The sequence below is a fragment of the Streptomyces sp. NPDC001816 genome (genome assembly GCF_042892235.1).
GTDB lineage: Bacteria > Actinomycetota > Actinomycetes > Streptomycetales > Streptomycetaceae > Streptomyces.
The window spans coordinates 261035-277222 of record NZ_JBIATY010000011.1 but is presented as its reverse complement, the minus strand read 5'-3'; the positions used below and the strand labels follow the sequence as shown (position 1 = coordinate 277222).

Below are 16188 nucleotides of genomic sequence, written 5' to 3'. Positions count from 1 at the left end.
GACGCGCGGCAAGGATGAACTGCCAGGTCACGGGCGTTAGTCGGCACCGAAATGTGGGCGGTCTTGAAAGCCGTCGTAGTGCAGGGCGGTGAGGCGCGGCATCCGTTGAAGGCAGCGGGACCGTAGGCGTACGCCAATGCCCCCGGAACCCGTACGGCCAGCCCGTCAGGCTCGGGGAGGCGTCGGGTCCCGCCAGCCTTCAGGCGCGGGGTGTCTCTTCCGCCTTCCCCCGCCAGTAGGCGAGGCTGCCCCGGATGATCCTGATGTTGCGGTGGTCTTCGCCCAGCACCCGCACGGCGTGGGGCAGTAGATCGGCCAAGGCAGCTGCGGCACCGGCCGCATCTCCCGTCTCCCCTCGCCAGCGGGCGAGGTTGCGGCGGGTGGTCAGGGTGTCGGGGTGGTCCTCACCCAGCACCCGCAGCCGGTCGGTCAGCAGCTCCTCGTACGCGGCTGCGGCACCGGCCGCATCTCCCGTCTCCCCTCGCCAGTGGGCGAGGTTGTTGCGGGTGGTCAGGGTGTGGGGGTGGTCCTCACCCAGCACCCGCCGCCGGTCGGCCAGCAGTTCCTCGTACGCGGCTGCGGCACCGGCCGCATCCCCCGCCTTCCCCCGGCAGGAGGCGAGGTTGTTGCGGGTCGTCAGGGTGCCGGGGTGATCCTCACCCAGCACCCGAACGTAGTCGGCCAGCAGCTGCTCGAACGCGGCTCCAGCACCGGCCGTGTCTCCCGTCTCCCCTCGCCAGTGGGCGAGGTTGTTGCGGGTGGTCAGGGTGTCGGGGTGGTCCTCACCCAGCACCCGCAGCCGGTCGGCCAGCAGCTCCTCGTACGCGGCTGCGGCGCCGGCCGCGTCTCCCGTCTCCCCCCGCCACCGGGCGAGGTTGCTGCGGGCGGCCAGGGTGTCGGGGTGGTCCTCACCCGACACCCGCAGCCGGTCGGCTAGCAGCTGCTTGAGTGCGGCTGCGGCGCCGGCCGCATCCCCCGCTTCCCCTCGCCAGTCGGCAAGGTTGTGGCGGGTGGCCAGGGTGGAGGGGTGGTCCTCACCCAGCACCCGCAGCCGGTCGGCCAGCAGCTCCTCGTACGCGGCTGCGGCACCGGCCGCGTCCCCCGCCTCCCCCCGCCACCGAGCGAGGTGGCTGCGGGTGGCCAGAGTGTCGGGGTGCTCCTCACCCTGCACCCGGACTCGGTCGGCCAGCAGCTCCTCGAACGCGGCCGCGGCGCCGGCCGCATCCCCCGCAGCTCCCCGCCAGTAGGCGAGGCTGTGGCGGGCGGTCAGGGTGTGGGGGTGGTCCTCACCCTGCACCCGCAGCCGGTCGGCCAGCAGCTGCTTGAGTGCGGCTGCTGCGCCGGCTGCATCTCCCGCCTCCCCCCGCCACCGGGCGAGTTCGTTGCGGTTGGTCAGGGTGTCGGGGTGGTCCTCACCCAGCACCCGAACCTGGTCTGCCAGCAGCTGCTCGTACGCGGCTGCGGCGCCAGCGGTGTCTCCCGCCTCCCCCCGCCACCGGGCGAGGTTGTGGCGGGCGGTCAGGGTGTGGGGGTGGTCGGGGCCGAGGTGGTGGCCGGTGGTCTCGGTCAGGCGATGGAAGTGGGTTGTGGCGGCGGTGACCTGGCCGGCTTCGCCGAGGCTACGTCCGGCCCGGTACAGCACCGCATGCGCGGCGGGCTGGTACAGGGCGTCTGCGGCGGTGCGGGTGAGGGTGGTGGCATTGGCGCGCAGGGCCTGGGCGAGTTCGGTGTCGCGTTCGATGGCGGGCCAGGTGATGGTGAGGGCGTCGGCGGCGGTGCGGGCAAGCTGGTCGTGCTGGTCGGGGGTGAGCGTGTCACGGGTGGCGCGCTGGATGAGCTGGTGGACGCGGACGGCTTGGTGGGGGGTGGCGGGCGTGTGGTCGATGAGGCTGAGCCGATCCAGCGCCCGCAGAGCACCGACCGCCTCGTTCGCAGTGACGGACGCCGGAGTCCTGTCCTGCTCTTGTGATCGAGGTGCGTTCTGAGGTGTTGCCTCAGAGCCGTCTTCGGCGCGGTGCCGGGTCAGGTGGGCCAGGGCGGGCGCGCTGGTCAGAACGGCTTCGGGGATGCCGTCGGGGCTGAGGAACGCGGCGAGCTGGAGCATTGGGCGGGCAAGGCCCACCGGGCGCAGGGTGTCGGCACGGTCGACGGACAGCGACCAGGCCGCCGCCGCGCTCTGGGTCTGACCGTCGGGCAGAACCTCGGGGGCGGCGTCGGCGAGCAGGGTGGCACGGTCGGCCAGCCGCCCCCGGTAGGCGGCGGCGCTGATGCCGGCGTCGATGAGGTAGGCAGCGGCTTGCGACAACGCGAGCGGCAGGTGCCCTAAGTCCCGGGCGAGCGCGGTGAGCTGTTCGGCGGGCTCGTGGCGGCTACGGGCGCCCAGCGCGGCGGTGAGGTAGGCGAGGGATTCCGCCTCGGTGAACAGCCCGACCTTGATCAGACGGCCGGCCAGGGCGGCGTCCTGGCGGCGGGTGGTGACCAGGGTCCGGCCGTGCGGGCCGGCCGGCGGCCACAGCCCGTTCAGGTCGGCGGGGTCGGTGACGTCGTCGAGGACGACCAGCCACCGGCACGGCGTCGCGTTCGCCTTGGGTTCCAGCCAGGCCAAAAACGCGCGGGCGGCCGCTTCCCGGTCCGCCGGGTCGGCGCCCAGGATCTCCACGGCAGCCTGCGCATACCCGGAGGCGGCCGCGATCGCGTTGCTCGCGGTGATCCACACCAACACGTCCAGCTCACCGGTCCGCCAAGCGGTACGGGCGTAGTCGGCGGCCAGCTGCGTCTTGCCCACCCCACCCATCCCGGCCAGCACCTGACCACGCACCGTGTCCTGCCCCACCAGGACCGCGGCCCGTCCACCCGTGAGGGCTTCACGCAACCGAACCACTTCGGCCCGGGTCTGGAAACAGCCCGCCCGCGGCGGGATCACCCCCACCTGATGCGGCCACGCAGCCGTCGGCCGCCCTGTTCCGTAGTAATGGTGGTGGATGTCGACGTCCTTGCCCGTGACCGGGCCGGTGAACACACCATCACGGAAATCGATGTTGTCCCCGCCATCAGCGCCGTACCGCGCCTCCCCGCCCGCCACCAAAACCCCCTCGAACACGGTCGGATCCAGCACCCCGACCGTACCCGCGCACCCACCCCGGCCACCGGCTGTTCGCGACACAGAGCAGACCTGGAACAGACGCTCATCCCCCCAGGCATCCCCCAGCAGCAGCACGCAGAGGAAAACTGCACGTCACGGATAGCGGACTTAGCTCGCTGTAAATCTGCCGAGCCTTTGAGTCGGGCCCGTACCGCTCCGAGGTGACGGCGTTCGAGCTGCGGAAGAACTTGCCGGTGCTGTAAGGACAGGTCGGAGCCGGTTTTCCGGCGAAACGATCCCGTGGGGCCGACGGTCGCGGACCGTCGGCCCCAGTGCGTCTCAGCGGGGACGACACCGACGCGAGATTCTGGTGGTACGCCTACCGCGGAGCCTCGAACAAATGCAGGCTGAAGCGCATCTCACGCTTCGTAGAGCCCACCTCGGCTCCTACGGTCCTCAGCGCGACGGGCACCGTCGCGACTTCCCGAAGGAGGCCAGGCGATGAACCTCCCGTCGTACCGTGACCGCAGTACCACGACAGCATCACCGCTGCTCCCCAGCCGGGCCAGGAACGCAAGAAGACTGAGCGCCACCGCCGTGGCGGCGATGCTCCTGGCGGGCTGGAGTGCGGGCACCCCCACCGCATCCCCGCCCTCCGGCTCCCCAGCATCCCTCGCTCCGGACCGCGGCACAGCCGCCGCCTGCACCAACAGCGCGAAGCTGGCCGGGTGGTCGAACCGCCGGCTGGCCATGCTGACCATCGCCGTCCCGGTGTCGGAGACCTCGGTGTCCGACGTCACCTCCGAGGTGAGCGCCGGTGCGGGCGGTGTGATCCTGTTCGGCAGCACGGCACCGTCCGACCTCGGCTCCCGGCTGACCGCCCTGAAGACCCACGTACCCGGTCACCTGGGCCTGCTGGTGATGACCGACGAGGAGGGCGGCGACATCCAGCGCATGGCAAACCTCGTCGGATCCCTGCCCTGGCCCGCGTACATGGGCGCGCACTGGACCCCGGCCCAGATCCAGCAGAACGTCACGAAGGTCGCCGCCAAGATGTCGGCCGCCCAGGTGAACATGGACCTCGCGCCGGTGGTCGACGTCGACGGCAGGAACGTGGCCCCCAGCAAGACCAACCCCGACGGATGGCGGTCCTTCAGCGGCAACACCTCGGTGGTCTCCCAGGACGGCGTCGCGTACATGAACGGGCTGCGCGCCGGACACGTGATACCCGTCGTCAAGCACTTCCCGGGCCTGGGCGGCTCCAGCTACAACTCCGACTTCGGCCCCGCCCGCACCCTGCCCTGGTCCACCCTGCAAAAGGTGGCCATCCCGCCGTTCACAGCGGCCATCAAGGCCGGCGCCCCGGCCGTCATGGTCTCCAACAACATCGTTCCGGGCCTGGGTACCAATCCGGCGAGCCTGTCGCCGACCGACATCAACACCGTGCTCCGCGGCCGGCTGGGCTTCAAGGGGCTGGTGATCACCGACTCCCTCAGCGCCAAGGCGATCTCCGCCGCCGGCTTCAGCGTCCCCGCCGCCGCAGTCCAGGCCCTGCGCTCAGGTGCCGACATGGTCCTGTTCGACCTGGGGAGCAACGTCGGCTCCCGGACGTCCTCGATCGCAACGGCGATCACCAACGCGGTGGCCGGCGGACAGCTCTCCCGCAGCCGACTCATCGACGCGGCAGGGCACGTCCTGGCCGTCCGACACGTGAATCTCTGCTCCTGAACGCGAGCGGACGCAGCACCGACACCTCGCTCAGGTGGCTCCGGCCCAGGTTGTGGCACAGGGTGGATACGTTCCGCCGTTGCGTACCACGCACCCTCGAAGTACGGGAGGGACACGTGCTCACCGTTCCCGCCTACGCCGCGACGTCCGCGACCGAACCGCTCACGCCCACGACCGTCGAGCGACGGGACGTGGGTCCGCACGACGTGCTGATAGAGATCAAGTACGTCGGTATCTGCCACTCGGACATCCACAACGTCCGCAGTGAGTGGGGCCCGGCGTCGTATCCGATGGTCCCCGGGCACGAGATAGCCGGCGTCGTCGCCGAGGTCGGCTCCGAGGTCACCGGGTACGCGCCCGGCGACCGTGTCGGCGTCGGCTGCATGGTCAACTCCTGCCGGGTGTGCGAACCCTGTCTGAGGGGGGAGGAGCAGTACTGCCTGAACGGCAACACCCTCACGTACGGCTCCGTCGACGAGGACGGCACCGTCACGCAGGGCGGCTACTCCACGCACGTCGTCGTCAACGACGACTTCGTGCTCCGGCTCCCCGGCACTCTCGCCCTGGAAGAGGCCGCTCCACTGCTGTGCGCGGGCATCACCACGTACTCCCCGCTGCGACGCTGGGGCGCGGGCCCCGGCAAGAAGGTCGCGGTCGTCGGGCTCGGCGGGCTCGGGCACCTGGCGGTCAAGATCGCCCACGCCCTGGGTGCGGAGGTCACCGTCCTGTCCCAGTCGCTGAAGAAGATGGACGACGGCCTGCGCCTCGGCGCACGCGAGTACTTCGCCACCAGCGACCCGGCCACCTTCGAGCGGCTCGCCGGCGCCTTCGACCTCGTCGTCAACACGGTCAGCGCACGAGTCGACCTGGACTCCTACCTCGGGCTGCTGAAGCCGGGCGGAGTCCTGGTCAACGTCGGTGCTCCCCCCGAAGCGCTCTCACTGAACGTGTTCTCCCTCATCATGCACGGCCGCATCTTCGCCGGGTCACTCATCGGCGGCATCCGCGAGACCCAGGAGATGCTCGACTTCTGCGGCGCACACGGCATCGGCGCCGAGGTCGAGATCATCCCGGCCGCGAAGATCAACGAAGCCTTCGAGCGGATGCTCGCCTCGGACGTGCGCTACCGCTTCGTCATCGACACCTCGACGCTCACCTGACCGGCTGGCCGATGCCCATCAGGTTGCCCTCGCTGTCCCGGAACCAGGCGCCGCGCTCGCCCCGGGCGCCCTTGCTCGGGTAGTTCCCGTCGATCTCGGCGATGCCGTCCCGGGTGTGGAAGCCGGGTTGGTCGACCTCCTCGAAGACCACCCCGCGTCGCCGCAGCTCCGAGACGACGGCCTCGATGTCCTCGACCTCCCAGGCCATCTGCGTGAAGGTGCCGGGCGAGGCTCCGGCCGACAGGAACACGACGAAGTCCGTGCCCCCGCACCGGTACAGCAGCCCGCCCGGGCGTTCGTCGACGGGCTCCAGGCCGAGCACCTCGGAGTAGAAGCGGCGGGCCCGGTCCAGGTCCTGGGCGGGCAGCCGGGTGGCCACCCGGCCCCGGGCCAGAAGGTTCGTGTCGTCCATGTCCCTACTGTGAACCGTCCGCCGCTCCGCTCAGCGCACATACGCGGGCGACACCGCCGCCTTGCTGATCCGCCGCGGCTGCCCCGACCCGTCCGCCGGCACCTCGTACAGGTCCGCGCCGTAGTCCCCGGGCAGGGCGTAGACGATCGTGCGGGTGTCCTTCCAGACCGCCTGGTCGTCGACGCTGCGCGGCTCGGCGAGGGGAGTCTCGCGCATCGTGTGCAGGTCGAGGACGTACAGACGCCAAGGGGCGTCCTTGGGCAGGCCCTTGACCCGCTTCTTGTACGCGACGCGACTGCCGTCGGGGGAGAGGGACGGACACTCGACGTTCGCGTGCAGGGTGGTGACCGTACGCGTGCGCAGGTCGCCCCGGACCAGATAGGTGCTGCCCCTGGTCGCCAGCGTCGCGTAGAACGTGCGGTCGTCCGCGGCGAACGTCACGCCCCAGAAGTTGGTGTCGGCCGCACGGTACGGGTGCCCGTCCCTGACGATCCGGAAGGCCTCCAGGGACGGGATCAGCTCGCCCGTACGGGCGTCCACGATCGCCGTGCGCGTGGAGAAGTTCGTACCGGCGTACGAGTCACCGCCCACGAACGCCGTCCAGGCGGCGAAGTGCCCGGTGGGGGAGACCCGGGCCCGGGACGGGATGCCCGGGACGTCGTAGTGGTCCCGGGTACGGAGACGGTCGTCCAGGATCAGGGCGCGGTAGGTGTCCGAGACCGGGCCGTGCACCGCCTGCAGGCACACTCCGGTGCCCGAGGCGGCGTAGAAACGCAGGCACTTGACGCCCGAGGCGGTGCGCGGTCCGGCCGGGTCCGAGGCCGGGACCGTCGTCAGCTCGTCGCGGTGCGGTCCCCACGCCATGTTGCGGAACACCATGCGGCCGTGCCCGGTCAGGGACACCGTGCCCGACGTGACCTTCGGGCCGCCCGCCTGCGCGTGGTCGCGGCGGTCCGCGCGCGCAGACGCGTGCAGGACGGACGCCACCGCGACCGCCGCCAGCGCGACGACGGCCGAGAGCAGGATCAGGATGCGGGTGCGTACGGTCATGCGGTGACGGTGCCTTTCGGGCGCAGGGTGAGAGAGAACGCCGCACACCCGGCCAGGGCCACCGCCGCACCCACCAGCGCGGCCCGGTCGCCCCAGACCGTCCAGGCGGCGCCGAACAGCAGCGAGCAGGCGAACCGGGCCAGCGCCTGCCCGGTCTGCACGACGGCCAGGCCGGACGAGCGCAGCGCCTCCGGCACGCCCTGTGAGGCCGCCGCCATCAGCACCCCGTCGGTGGCCGCGTAGAAGCCGCCGTGCAGGGCCAGGACGAGGTACGGCAGGGCCGCGCCGTGCCAGGAGGTGAGCAGCAGCGTGTACGCGACGAGCAGGGCTCCGTGACCGGCCAGGAAGACGGCCCACCGGCCCACCCGGTCGGCGAGCCGGCCGAGCGGGATCGCCAGCAGCAGGAACGCGGCCGCCGTGCCGAGCGGCAGCAGCGCGAACCAGCGGTCGGGGACACCGAGCCGACGCTGCAGCAGCAGGTAGACGAAGGAGTCGCTGACCGTGGCGAGCCCCAGCAGCAGGGCACAGACCGTGATCCGGCGCAGGTCGCGCCGGCGGAGCAGCCCTACGGCGGCGCGCAGCGTGGGCCGCGCATCGTCCCCGGTGGCGTCACCCTCCCGGCGACCACCACCCGGCACGAACAGCACCAGCACCAGCACCCCGAACACGGCCACGCAGAAGCTGACCGTGAACACCGCGTCGTAGCCGTCGACCGTGGCCCGCAGGATCAGGAACGCCACCAGTGGCCCGAGCAGGGCGCCCGCGGTGTCCATCGCCCGATGCACGCCGAAGGCGCGGCCCCGGGTCTTTGGCGTGCTGGAGAGCGAGATCAGCGCGTCACGCGGGGCCGTACGCAGTCCCTTGCCGGTGCGGTCGGCGGCCAGGCTCAGCCCGATGGGGGTGAGCGAGTGCGCCACCAGCAACAACGGCTTGCACAGCGCCGAGATGCCGTAGCCGAACCCGGCCACCCACTTGTGCCGCCCGCCCCCGCGGTCGGCGAGATGCCCGCCCGCGAGCCGTACGAGCGCCGAGAAGCCGTTGTAGATCCCGTCGAGCAGCCCGAAGCCCAGCGGAGACAGACCCAGCCCCGTCACCAGGTACAGCGGGAGCACCGCGGTGACCATCTCGGACGACACGTCGGTGACCAGACTGACGGTGCCGAGGGCGAGGACCGTGGGGGCGACCACGGCGCGGCGCCGCCCGGCAAGAGGCCGGACGGCACCGTCCGCGGACGCCGGCGCACCGGGAGTGTTGGCGCGGCTGTCCGCTACGTACACGTCAGGGCGCCCAGATACCGGAGATGTCCCGGGCGGAGGCCGCGTTGCCCGCGTGGGTCGTCAGGCCCTGCGTGTCCTCCAGGGTGCGCAGCATGTCGTAGTGGTTGTAGGTGGTGGACGAGGAGGACCCCGCCGCCACCGGCTGGCCGTACAGCACCGTCGGGATGCGGTTGCCGCTGAGCCGGTTGTCCTCGTCGAAGGTGACGACGAGCAGGCTGTTGTGGGTCTTGGCCCAGGTCGCGTACGCGCCCAGGTTGTTCTTCAGCCAGGTGTCACCGGTCGACACCGAGCAGTCGTGCATGTCGCTGCACAGGTTGGGGACCACGAACGACATCTGAGGCAGCGTCGAGTAGTCGGCCGGGAACTGCGCGAAGGTCTTGGCGCTCGATGTCGGCACGTTGTTGAAGCCGAACCACGGGTTGTGCTTGCGCGCGTACTTGCCGCTGCTGCACGTGGTCGAACCCTGGCTGGGCAGCGTCTCGTTGTAACTGGCCCAGCTGCGGCCGGCGGCGATCTGCTCGGAGGCCAGGTTCGCCGCGGAGGAGAAGCCCGGGGTGTAGCAGCTGTCGTCCGTGATCCCCTGCGTGGAGCCGGAGAACAGGGCGAAGTAGTTCGGCTGGCTCGGGTGGGTGATGGCGTAGGACTGGGTCAGGTTGGCGCCGCCGGACTTGAGCGAGTTGATGTACGGGGCGCTGGAGGAGCCGATCACCTGGCTGTAGGCGTGGTTCTCGAAGACCACGACGACCACGTGGTCCGGGCTGGGGACGGCGCCCGCGGCGTGCGCGGTCTCACCGCCGAGCCCGGTCCACACGCCGAACGCGGCCGCTGCGAAGGCCGCGGCGGACGCCACGACGGTGCGGGCACGGCGGAACACGGAACTGCCGGACACATCAACCTCCGGGGAGAGGGGCGGGGTTGGCGGTGCGGACAGAGCATGCACACGTCAATATTCCCCCGCCCCACGTCACTCAACCCGGAGGATGAAGACCTCGTGAACTACTCCTCCCGGTGGACCAGTCCGGCGAGCACCTGATGCAGCGGCTCGGTGATCCGCCGCTTGTACTCCTGGATGGCCCACCCGTTCCCGTCGGGATCCTTGAAGTACATGAACGTGGCCCCGTCCTGAGGCGCGAACTGCACCGGCTCACTCACCTCGAGCCCTCGCGCGGTCAGTTCCTCGTACGCGGCCTTGGCATCCGTCACGCACAGCTGCATCCCGTGATACGTCCCCGGCCGAGGCGTCCCTGTGGGCACCTGCAGCCCGTCGACGAGCGCGATGGAACACCCCGACCCCGGCGGCGTCAGCTGCACGATCCGCACGCCCTCCATCACCTCACCATCGAGATCGACGTGAAAGCCGACCTTGTCCCGGTAGAACTCCTTGGCCCGGTCCACATCGGACACGGGCAGCAGGATCACTTCGAGCGTCATCTCCATGAATGGACTCCTCCCGCTGAACGTCTCCCCCACACCGAAGCCCAAATCGGTGCCCGCCACCACCGAAACCGAGAACCTGTGGCCCCACGACGCCGCACCCGCGCACGGCGGGAAGGGGACGTGCCGGGTGGTGTCCGCCCGCAGCGGCCGGCGAAAACTCGGCTACGACTCCCCCCACAGCCCGCCGGACCGAGGACGGGCACCACCCGGCGCGGCCCCGCCCCACCCACCACATCGGGTGCGCCCCAAGCCACGAAGCACCCACAGGGGCCGCCGCAGGCACACCGCACCGCACCCGCACAGCCCGCCGCAGGCACACAGCACCCGAGCGGGCCGCCGCACGCACAGGGCGTAAGCCACACCGCACCCGCGCAGGCGGCTGCAGGCAGAGCACCCCCCGACCACGCACCGCACAGCTGGGCGCAGGCGCACCGCGCCCGCACTACGGAGCCGCTCAAGCGCCGCAGGTCACACGGCACCGCACAGCTGGCCGCAGGCGCACCGCGCCCGCACTACGGAGCCGCTCAAGCGCCGCAGGTCACACGGCACCGCACAGCTGGCCGCAGGCACAGCGCGCCCGCACTACGGAGCCGCCGAAGCGCCGCAGGCACACGCGCCGCAGGCACACCCACCCGCACAGCCCGCCGCAGGCAGGGCGCCCCCCACCACGTACCGCCCAACCCGCTGCAGGCACAGCGCGCCCGCACAACGGAGCCGCCCAAGCGCCGCAGGCACCCGCGCCGCAGGCACCCGCGCCGCAGGCACCCGCGCCGTAGCCGCCCTCTCCGGTTAGGCTCTCGCCAGGAGGACCGAGATCCAGGGGAGGCCACGGATGACGCCGGGGCGCAGGAGCAGTACCTTCACGCGACTGCTGCGGCACGGCTTCACGGATCCCTCCGCCGCCGAGCGCCTCCTGGAGAGCGGCGAGCTGGCCCCCCTCCGCGACGACCCCTTCCTCCTGGAGGCCCTGGGCGCCACCGCCGACCCGGACCTGGCCCTGCACGGCCTGGTGCGCCTGCTGGAGGCCCAGCCCGCGCCCACCGCCCGCCGCGAACTGCTGGACACGCTGATAGCGGCCAAGCCCCTGCGCGACCGCCTCCTGGGGGTCCTCGGCGCCTCCGCCGCCCTCGCGGACCACCTCGCCCGCCACCCGAGCGACTGGCAGGCGCTGGTCACGTACGAGCCCCGGGACCTGCACCCTGGTGTGGAGGAGTTCGAGCGCGGTCTGGCCGAGGCCGTCGACCCCATCTCGCTGCGCGTGGCCTACCGCCGCTGCCTGCTGTCGATAGCGGCACGTGACGTGTGCGGAACCACGGACCTCCACGAGACCGCCGCCGAACTGGCCGACCTGGCCACCGCCACTCTCCGCACGGCGTTGGCCATGGCCGTGGCCGCTGCCCCCGGGGACGCCGCGGTCTGCCGTCTCGCGGTGATCGCGATGGGCAAGTGCGGCGGCCACGAGCTGAACTACGTCTCGGACGTGGACGTGATCTTCGTGGCCGAGGCGGCGGAAGGCGCGGACGAGGGCAAGGCGCTCAAGTCCGCGACCAAGCTGGCCTCGCACATGATGCGGATCTGCTCCGAGACGACCATCGAGGGCTCGATCTGGCCGGTGGACGCCAACCTGCGCCCCGAGGGCCGCAACGGCCCCCTCGTCCGCACCCTCAGCAGCCACCTCGCCTACTACCAACGCTGGGCCAAGACCTGGGAGTTCCAGGCCCTGCTCAAGGCCCGCCCGGTGGCCGGGGACACCATCCTGGGCCAGGCGTACGTCGACTCGCTCGAACCCCTCGTCTGGAAGGCGGCCGAGCGCGAGAACTTCGTACCCGACGTGCAGAAGATGCGCCGCCGGGTGGTGGAGAACATCCCCGCAGCGGAGGTCGAGCGCGAGCTGAAACTCGGCCCGGGCGGCCTGCGGGACGTCGAGTTCGCCGTCCAGCTCCTGCAGTTGGTGCACGGCCGCACCGACCCCTCCCTGCGCAGCGGCACCACCCTCGACGCGCTCCAGGCACTCGCCGCCGGCGGCTACGTGGGCCGCGAGGACGCCGCCCGCCTCGACGAGGCCTACCGCTTCCTGCGCTCCATGGAGCACCGCATCCAGCTCTACCGGCTGCGCCGCACCCACCTCGTCCCCGAGGCGGAGGCCGACCTGCGCCGCCTCGGCCGCTCCCTGGGCCTGCGCACCGACCCGGTGGCCGAGCTGCAGCGCGAGTGGAAGCGGCACACCGGTGTCGTACGCCGGCTGCACGAGAAGCTCTTCTACCGCCCGCTGCTCGACGCGGTGGCCCAACTCGCCCCCGGCGAGGCCAGGCTGAGCGCGGTGGCGGCCCGCGAGCGCCTGGTCGCCCTGGGCTACGCCGACCCGGCCGCGGCCCTGCGCCACCTGGAGGCCCTGGCCTCCGGCGTGACGCGCAAGGCGGCCATCCAGCGCACCCTGCTGCCCGTGCTCCTCGGCTGGTTCGCCGACTCCGCCGATCCGGACGCGGGTCTGCTCAACTTCCGCAAGGTCTCCGACGCGCTCGGCAAGACCCCCTGGTACCTCAGGCTCCTCAGGGACGAGGGCGCGGCCGCCGAGAACCTGGCCCGCGTCCTGTCGGCGGGCCGCCTCGCCCCCGACCTGCTCATGCGCGCCCCGGAGGCGGTGGCCCTGCTGGGCGACGGCGACGGCGGCGGCGGTCTGGATCCGCGCGAGCGCGCCCCGCTGGAGCAGGAGATCCTCGCCGCCGTGGGCCGTGCCGAGAACGCCGAGCAGGGCGTCACCGCCGCCCGCGGGGTCCGCCGCCGCGAGCTGTTCCGTACGGCCGCCGGGGACATCGTCTCCTCGTACGGCACCGAGACCAGCCCCGCCGAGGCCGACCAGGGCGCCCTGGTGGACCGGGTCGGCGCCGCCGTCTCCGACCTGACGGCGGCGACCCTCGCCGGCACCCTGCGCGCGGTGGTCCGCGACGGCTGGGGCGACACCCTGCCGACCCGGTTCGCGATCATCGGGATGGGCCGTTTCGGCGGTCACGAGCTGGGCTACGGCTCCGACGCCGACGTGCTGTTCGTGCACGAGCCGCAGGAGGGCGTGGACGAGCGGGAGGCCGCGGAGGCCGCGAACAAGGTCGTCGCCGAGATGCGCCGCCTGCTGCAGCTGCCCAGCGCCGACCCGCCGCTGCTCATCGACGCCGACCTGCGCCCCGAGGGCAAGTCGGGGCCGCTGGTGCGCACCCTGAAGTCGTACGAGGCCTACTACCGCCGCTGGTCCCTGGTCTGGGAGTCGCAGGCGCTGCTGCGGGCCGAGCCGGTCGCCGGGGACGAGGACCTGAGCCGCCGCTTCACCGAGCTGATCGACCCGCTGCGCTACCCGCAGCGGGGCCTGGGCGAGGACGCGGTGCGCGAGATCCGCCGGCTGAAGGCGCGGATGGAGGCCGAGCGGCTGCCGCGCGGCGCCGACCCCAGGCTGCACACCAAGCTCGGTCCCGGCGGCCTGTCCGACGTCGAGTGGACCGTCCAGCTGATCCAGATGCGCCACGGCTGGCACGAGCCCGGCCTGCGCACCACCGGTACCCGTGAGGCCCTGGCCCACGCCCACGCGGCCGGGCTGATCGCCGCCGAGGACGCGGCCGTGCTGGACGAGGCCTGGGTGCTGGCCACCCGGGTGCGCAACGCGGTCATGCTGGTCCGCGGCCGGGCCGGGGACACCTTCCCGACCGAGCCCCGCGAGCTGGCCGCGGTCGGCCGCTACCTGGGCTACGGCGCCGGGCACGCCGGGGACATGCTGGACGCCTACCGCCGTACGACCCGTAGGGCGCGCACGGTCGTGAAGGACCTGTTCTACGCGGACGGAAGTTGAGCCTTCTACCGGACGGAAGCCGAGTCTGCTACGCGGACGGGACCTGAGCCGGCGCGGCGGCCCGGGCCGGGACCGGCACCAGCCTCGGCAGGGCGTACGGCAGGCTGCCGTACCAGAGCCGGGCCACCGTGAAACCGAAGGCCAGGCAGAGGACGCCGCCCACCGCGTCCAGCCAGAAGTGGTTGGCCGTGGCAACGATCACCAGCAGTGTGGTCGCCGGGTAGAGCAGGCCCAGCACCCGTACCCACGGCACGGACGCCAGCGCGAAGACGGTCAGCCCGCACCACAGCGACCAGCCGATGTGCATGGACGGCATCGCCGCGTACTGGTTCGACATGTGCTTCAGGTCGCCCGAGGCCATCGAGCCCCAGGTGTGGTGCACCGTCACCGTGTCCACGAAGAGGCCGCCGTTCATCAGCCGGGGCGGGGCCAGTGGGAACAGGTAGTAGCCGACGAGCGCCACACCCGTGGTCGCGAACAGTGCCAGCCGGGTCGCCGCATAGCGGCCGGGATGCCAGTGGTAGAGCCACACCAGAACACCCAGCGTGACCACGAAGTGCAGTGTGGCGTAGTAGTAGTTCATGCCGATGATCAGCCAATTCGCCGAGTTCACGGCATGGTTGACCAACTCCTCGACGGCGACGCCCAGCCGGTGCTCCACATGCCAGACCCAGTCGGCGTTGCGCAGCGCCTGGGCCTTCTGCTCCGGGACCGCGTTGCGGATCAGGGAGTAGGTCCAGTAACTCACCGCGACGAGCAGGATCTCGAACCACAACCGGGGCCTGCGCGGGCGGCGCAGCCGATGCCGTAGACCCTGTCTGTCCTCGCCCGTGACGGCCTGCGGAACGGCCAACTCCTCGCGACCTTCCGGTTCTGTCACGGTCGAGTCACTCATAGGCACAGAGTCTGCCAGAAAAGGCTTCCTCGCCAGATCATCCCAAGGTTGGGTCCAACCCGCACGTTCTACGACATACGGAGGACATTCGGCGCCGAAGCGGTCGAACCCCGCACCACCAGCTCCGGCATGAACACGAACTCGCTGTGCGGCGCGGGCGTCCCGCCGATCTCCTCCAGCAGCGTGCGCACCGCGGCCTGGCCCATCGCCGGGACCGGCTTGCGGACCGTGGTCAGCGGCGGGTCGGTGAAGGCGATCAGCGGGGAGTCGTCGAAGCCCACCACGGACACGTCCCGCGGCACCTCCAGGCCCAGCTGCCGGGCGGCCCGTATGGCACCGAGCGCCATCATGTCGCTCGCGCACACCACCGCCGTGCAGTTGCGCTGGATCAGCGCGGTCGCGGCCGCCTGGCCACCCTCGAGTGTGTACAGCGAGTGCTGGATCAGCTCGGTCTCGATCGTCCGGGCGTCCAGCCCCAACTGGTCCTGCATCGCCCGTATGAAGCCCTCGATCTTGCGCTGCACCGGCACGAACCGCTTCGGGCCGAGCGCGAGACCGATCCGGGTGTGGCCCAGCGACGCCAGGTGCGTCACCGCCAGCGTCATGGCGGCCCGGTCGTCGGGGGAGATGAACGGCGCCTGCACCTGCGGCGAGAACCCGTCCACCAGGACGAACGGCACGCCCTGCGCCCGCAGCCGCTCATAGCGCTGCATGTCGGCGGTGGTGTCGGCGTGCAGCCCGGAGACGTAGATGATCCCCGCCACCCCGCGGTCCACCAGCATCTCGGTCAGCTCGTCCTCCGTCGACCCGCCCGGGGTCTGGGTGGCGAGCACCGGGGTGTAGCCCTGCCGGGTCAGCGCCTGGCCGATGACCTGGGCCAGGGCCGGGAATATCGGGTTCTCCAGCTCCGGGGTGATCAGGCCCACCAGGCCCTCGCTGCGCTGCCGCAGCCGTACCGGACGCTCGTAGCCGAGCACGTCCAGCGCGGCGAGCACGGACTGGCGGGTGGTGGCGGCGACGCCCGGCTTCCCGTTGAGGACGCGGCTGACGGTCGCTTCGCTCACCCCCGCCTGCGCAGCGATGTCCGCAAGCCGTGTGGTCACGGCACTGGACTGTACCGGCCGCATCGCGCCTTGCACACCGACGGGACGCCGTGCGCGGCCGGCCGCACGGCCTGCCGTGGATTGCTGCGTCATCGGGCTCCCTCGAAATAGTGGCAGCAAGAGCTTGCAGAGTCTTGCACAAGTGTCGCTCTCCCCGCTCAGCGGCTTCAATAGGCGGTTGCGCGGGTGTCGCCGTGAGGTCACGGGGC

Annotated in this window: 11 protein-coding genes; 3 read left to right on the top strand and 8 right to left on the bottom strand. The window is 71.7% G+C overall.

Going from position 1 to position 16188, the window contains the following annotated elements; all coding sequences use genetic code 11:
* Positions 1 to 199: 199 nt before the first annotated feature.
* Complete coding sequence (gene fxsT, locus ACFYZZ_RS33555; RefSeq protein WP_389184089.1) at positions 200 to 3115, bottom strand: FxSxx-COOH system tetratricopeptide repeat protein; 2916 nt, start codon at positions 3113 to 3115, stop codon at positions 200 to 202.
* A 468-nt stretch (positions 3116 to 3583) separates the two neighbouring features.
* Here fxsT and ACFYZZ_RS33550 point away from each other — a divergent pair, with 468 nt between their 5' ends.
* Together ACFYZZ_RS33550 and ACFYZZ_RS33545 are read left to right on the top strand one after the other, a co-directional pair.
* Entirely contained in the window at positions 3584 to 4810 is a 1227-nt protein-coding gene (locus ACFYZZ_RS33550) for a glycoside hydrolase family 3 N-terminal domain-containing protein (RefSeq protein ID WP_389184086.1), read from the top strand.
* A 116-nt stretch (positions 4811 to 4926) separates the two neighbouring features.
* A complete protein-coding gene (locus ACFYZZ_RS33545; RefSeq protein WP_389184083.1) occupies positions 4927 to 5970 on the top strand; it encodes an NAD(P)-dependent alcohol dehydrogenase in 1044 nt (347 codons plus the stop codon).
* Here ACFYZZ_RS33545 and ACFYZZ_RS33540 read toward each other — a convergent pair.
* From ACFYZZ_RS33540 to ACFYZZ_RS33520, 5 genes are all read right to left on the bottom strand, one after another.
* Positions 5963 to 6382: a VOC family protein gene (locus ACFYZZ_RS33540; RefSeq protein WP_386574451.1), complete on the bottom strand. Its 420-nt coding sequence runs from the start codon at positions 6380 to 6382 to the stop codon at positions 5963 to 5965. The genes ACFYZZ_RS33545 and ACFYZZ_RS33540 overlap by 8 nt on opposite strands.
* A 30-nt stretch (positions 6383 to 6412) precedes the next feature.
* Positions 6413 to 7432 carry a TolB family protein gene (locus ACFYZZ_RS33535; RefSeq protein WP_389184079.1) on the bottom strand — a complete coding sequence of 340 codons (1020 nt, stop codon included), beginning with the start codon at positions 7430 to 7432 and terminating at the stop codon, positions 6413 to 6415.
* Positions 7429 to 8709 carry an MFS transporter gene (locus tag ACFYZZ_RS33530; RefSeq protein WP_389184076.1) on the bottom strand — a complete coding sequence of 427 codons (1281 nt, stop codon included), beginning with the start codon at positions 8707 to 8709 and terminating at the stop codon, positions 7429 to 7431. Before ACFYZZ_RS33530 ends, ACFYZZ_RS33535 begins: the two co-directional genes overlap by 4 nt.
* Position 8710: 1 nt before the next feature.
* A complete protein-coding gene (locus tag ACFYZZ_RS33525) occupies positions 8711 to 9598 on the bottom strand; it encodes an alkaline phosphatase family protein (protein ID WP_389184073.1) in 888 nt (295 codons plus the stop codon).
* 107 nt (positions 9599 to 9705) lie between these two features.
* Complete coding sequence (locus ACFYZZ_RS33520; protein ID WP_389184281.1) at positions 9706 to 10146, bottom strand: VOC family protein; 441 nt, start codon at positions 10144 to 10146, stop codon at positions 9706 to 9708.
* Between the two features lie 832 nt (positions 10147 to 10978).
* Between ACFYZZ_RS33520 and ACFYZZ_RS33515 the strand changes: the two genes are divergently transcribed.
* Positions 10979 to 13981: a bifunctional [glutamine synthetase] adenylyltransferase/[glutamine synthetase]-adenylyl-L-tyrosine phosphorylase gene (locus tag ACFYZZ_RS33515; RefSeq protein ID WP_389184070.1), complete on the top strand. Its 3003-nt coding sequence runs from the start codon at positions 10979 to 10981 to the stop codon at positions 13979 to 13981.
* Positions 13982 to 14009: 28 nt separating this feature from the next.
* Here the strand turns inward: ACFYZZ_RS33515 and ACFYZZ_RS33510 are convergent, their stop codons facing one another.
* Together ACFYZZ_RS33510 and ACFYZZ_RS33505 are read right to left on the bottom strand one after the other, a co-directional pair.
* Positions 14010 to 14876, bottom strand: a complete 867-nt coding sequence (locus ACFYZZ_RS33510; RefSeq protein ID WP_389184068.1) for a phosphatase PAP2 family protein — start codon at positions 14874 to 14876, stop codon at positions 14010 to 14012.
* Between the two features lie 68 nt (positions 14877 to 14944).
* A complete protein-coding gene (locus ACFYZZ_RS33505; protein ID WP_389184065.1) occupies positions 14945 to 15979 on the bottom strand; it encodes a LacI family DNA-binding transcriptional regulator in 1035 nt (344 codons plus the stop codon).
* Positions 15980 to 16188: the final 209 nt, after the last annotated feature.

Excerpts from the sequence above, each read along its gene's own strand:
- ACFYZZ_RS33515 (WP_389184070.1), top strand. The coding sequence starts at position 10,979 with ATGACGCCGGGGCGCAGGAGCAGTACCTTCACGCGACTGCTGCGGCAC.
- ACFYZZ_RS33535 (WP_389184079.1), bottom strand. The coding sequence starts at position 7,432 with ATGACCGTACGCACCCGCATCCTGATCCTGCTCTCGGCCGTCGTCGCG.
- ACFYZZ_RS33520 (WP_389184281.1), bottom strand. The coding sequence starts at position 10,146 with ATGGAGATGACGCTCGAAGTGATCCTGCTGCCCGTGTCCGATGTGGAC.
- ACFYZZ_RS33540 (WP_386574451.1), bottom strand. The coding sequence starts at position 6,382 with ATGGACGACACGAACCTTCTGGCCCGGGGCCGGGTGGCCACCCGGCTG.
- ACFYZZ_RS33550 (WP_389184086.1), top strand. The coding sequence starts at position 3,584 with ATGAACCTCCCGTCGTACCGTGACCGCAGTACCACGACAGCATCACCG.
- ACFYZZ_RS33510 (WP_389184068.1), bottom strand. The coding sequence starts at position 14,876 with ATGAGTGACTCGACCGTGACAGAACCGGAAGGTCGCGAGGAGTTGGCC.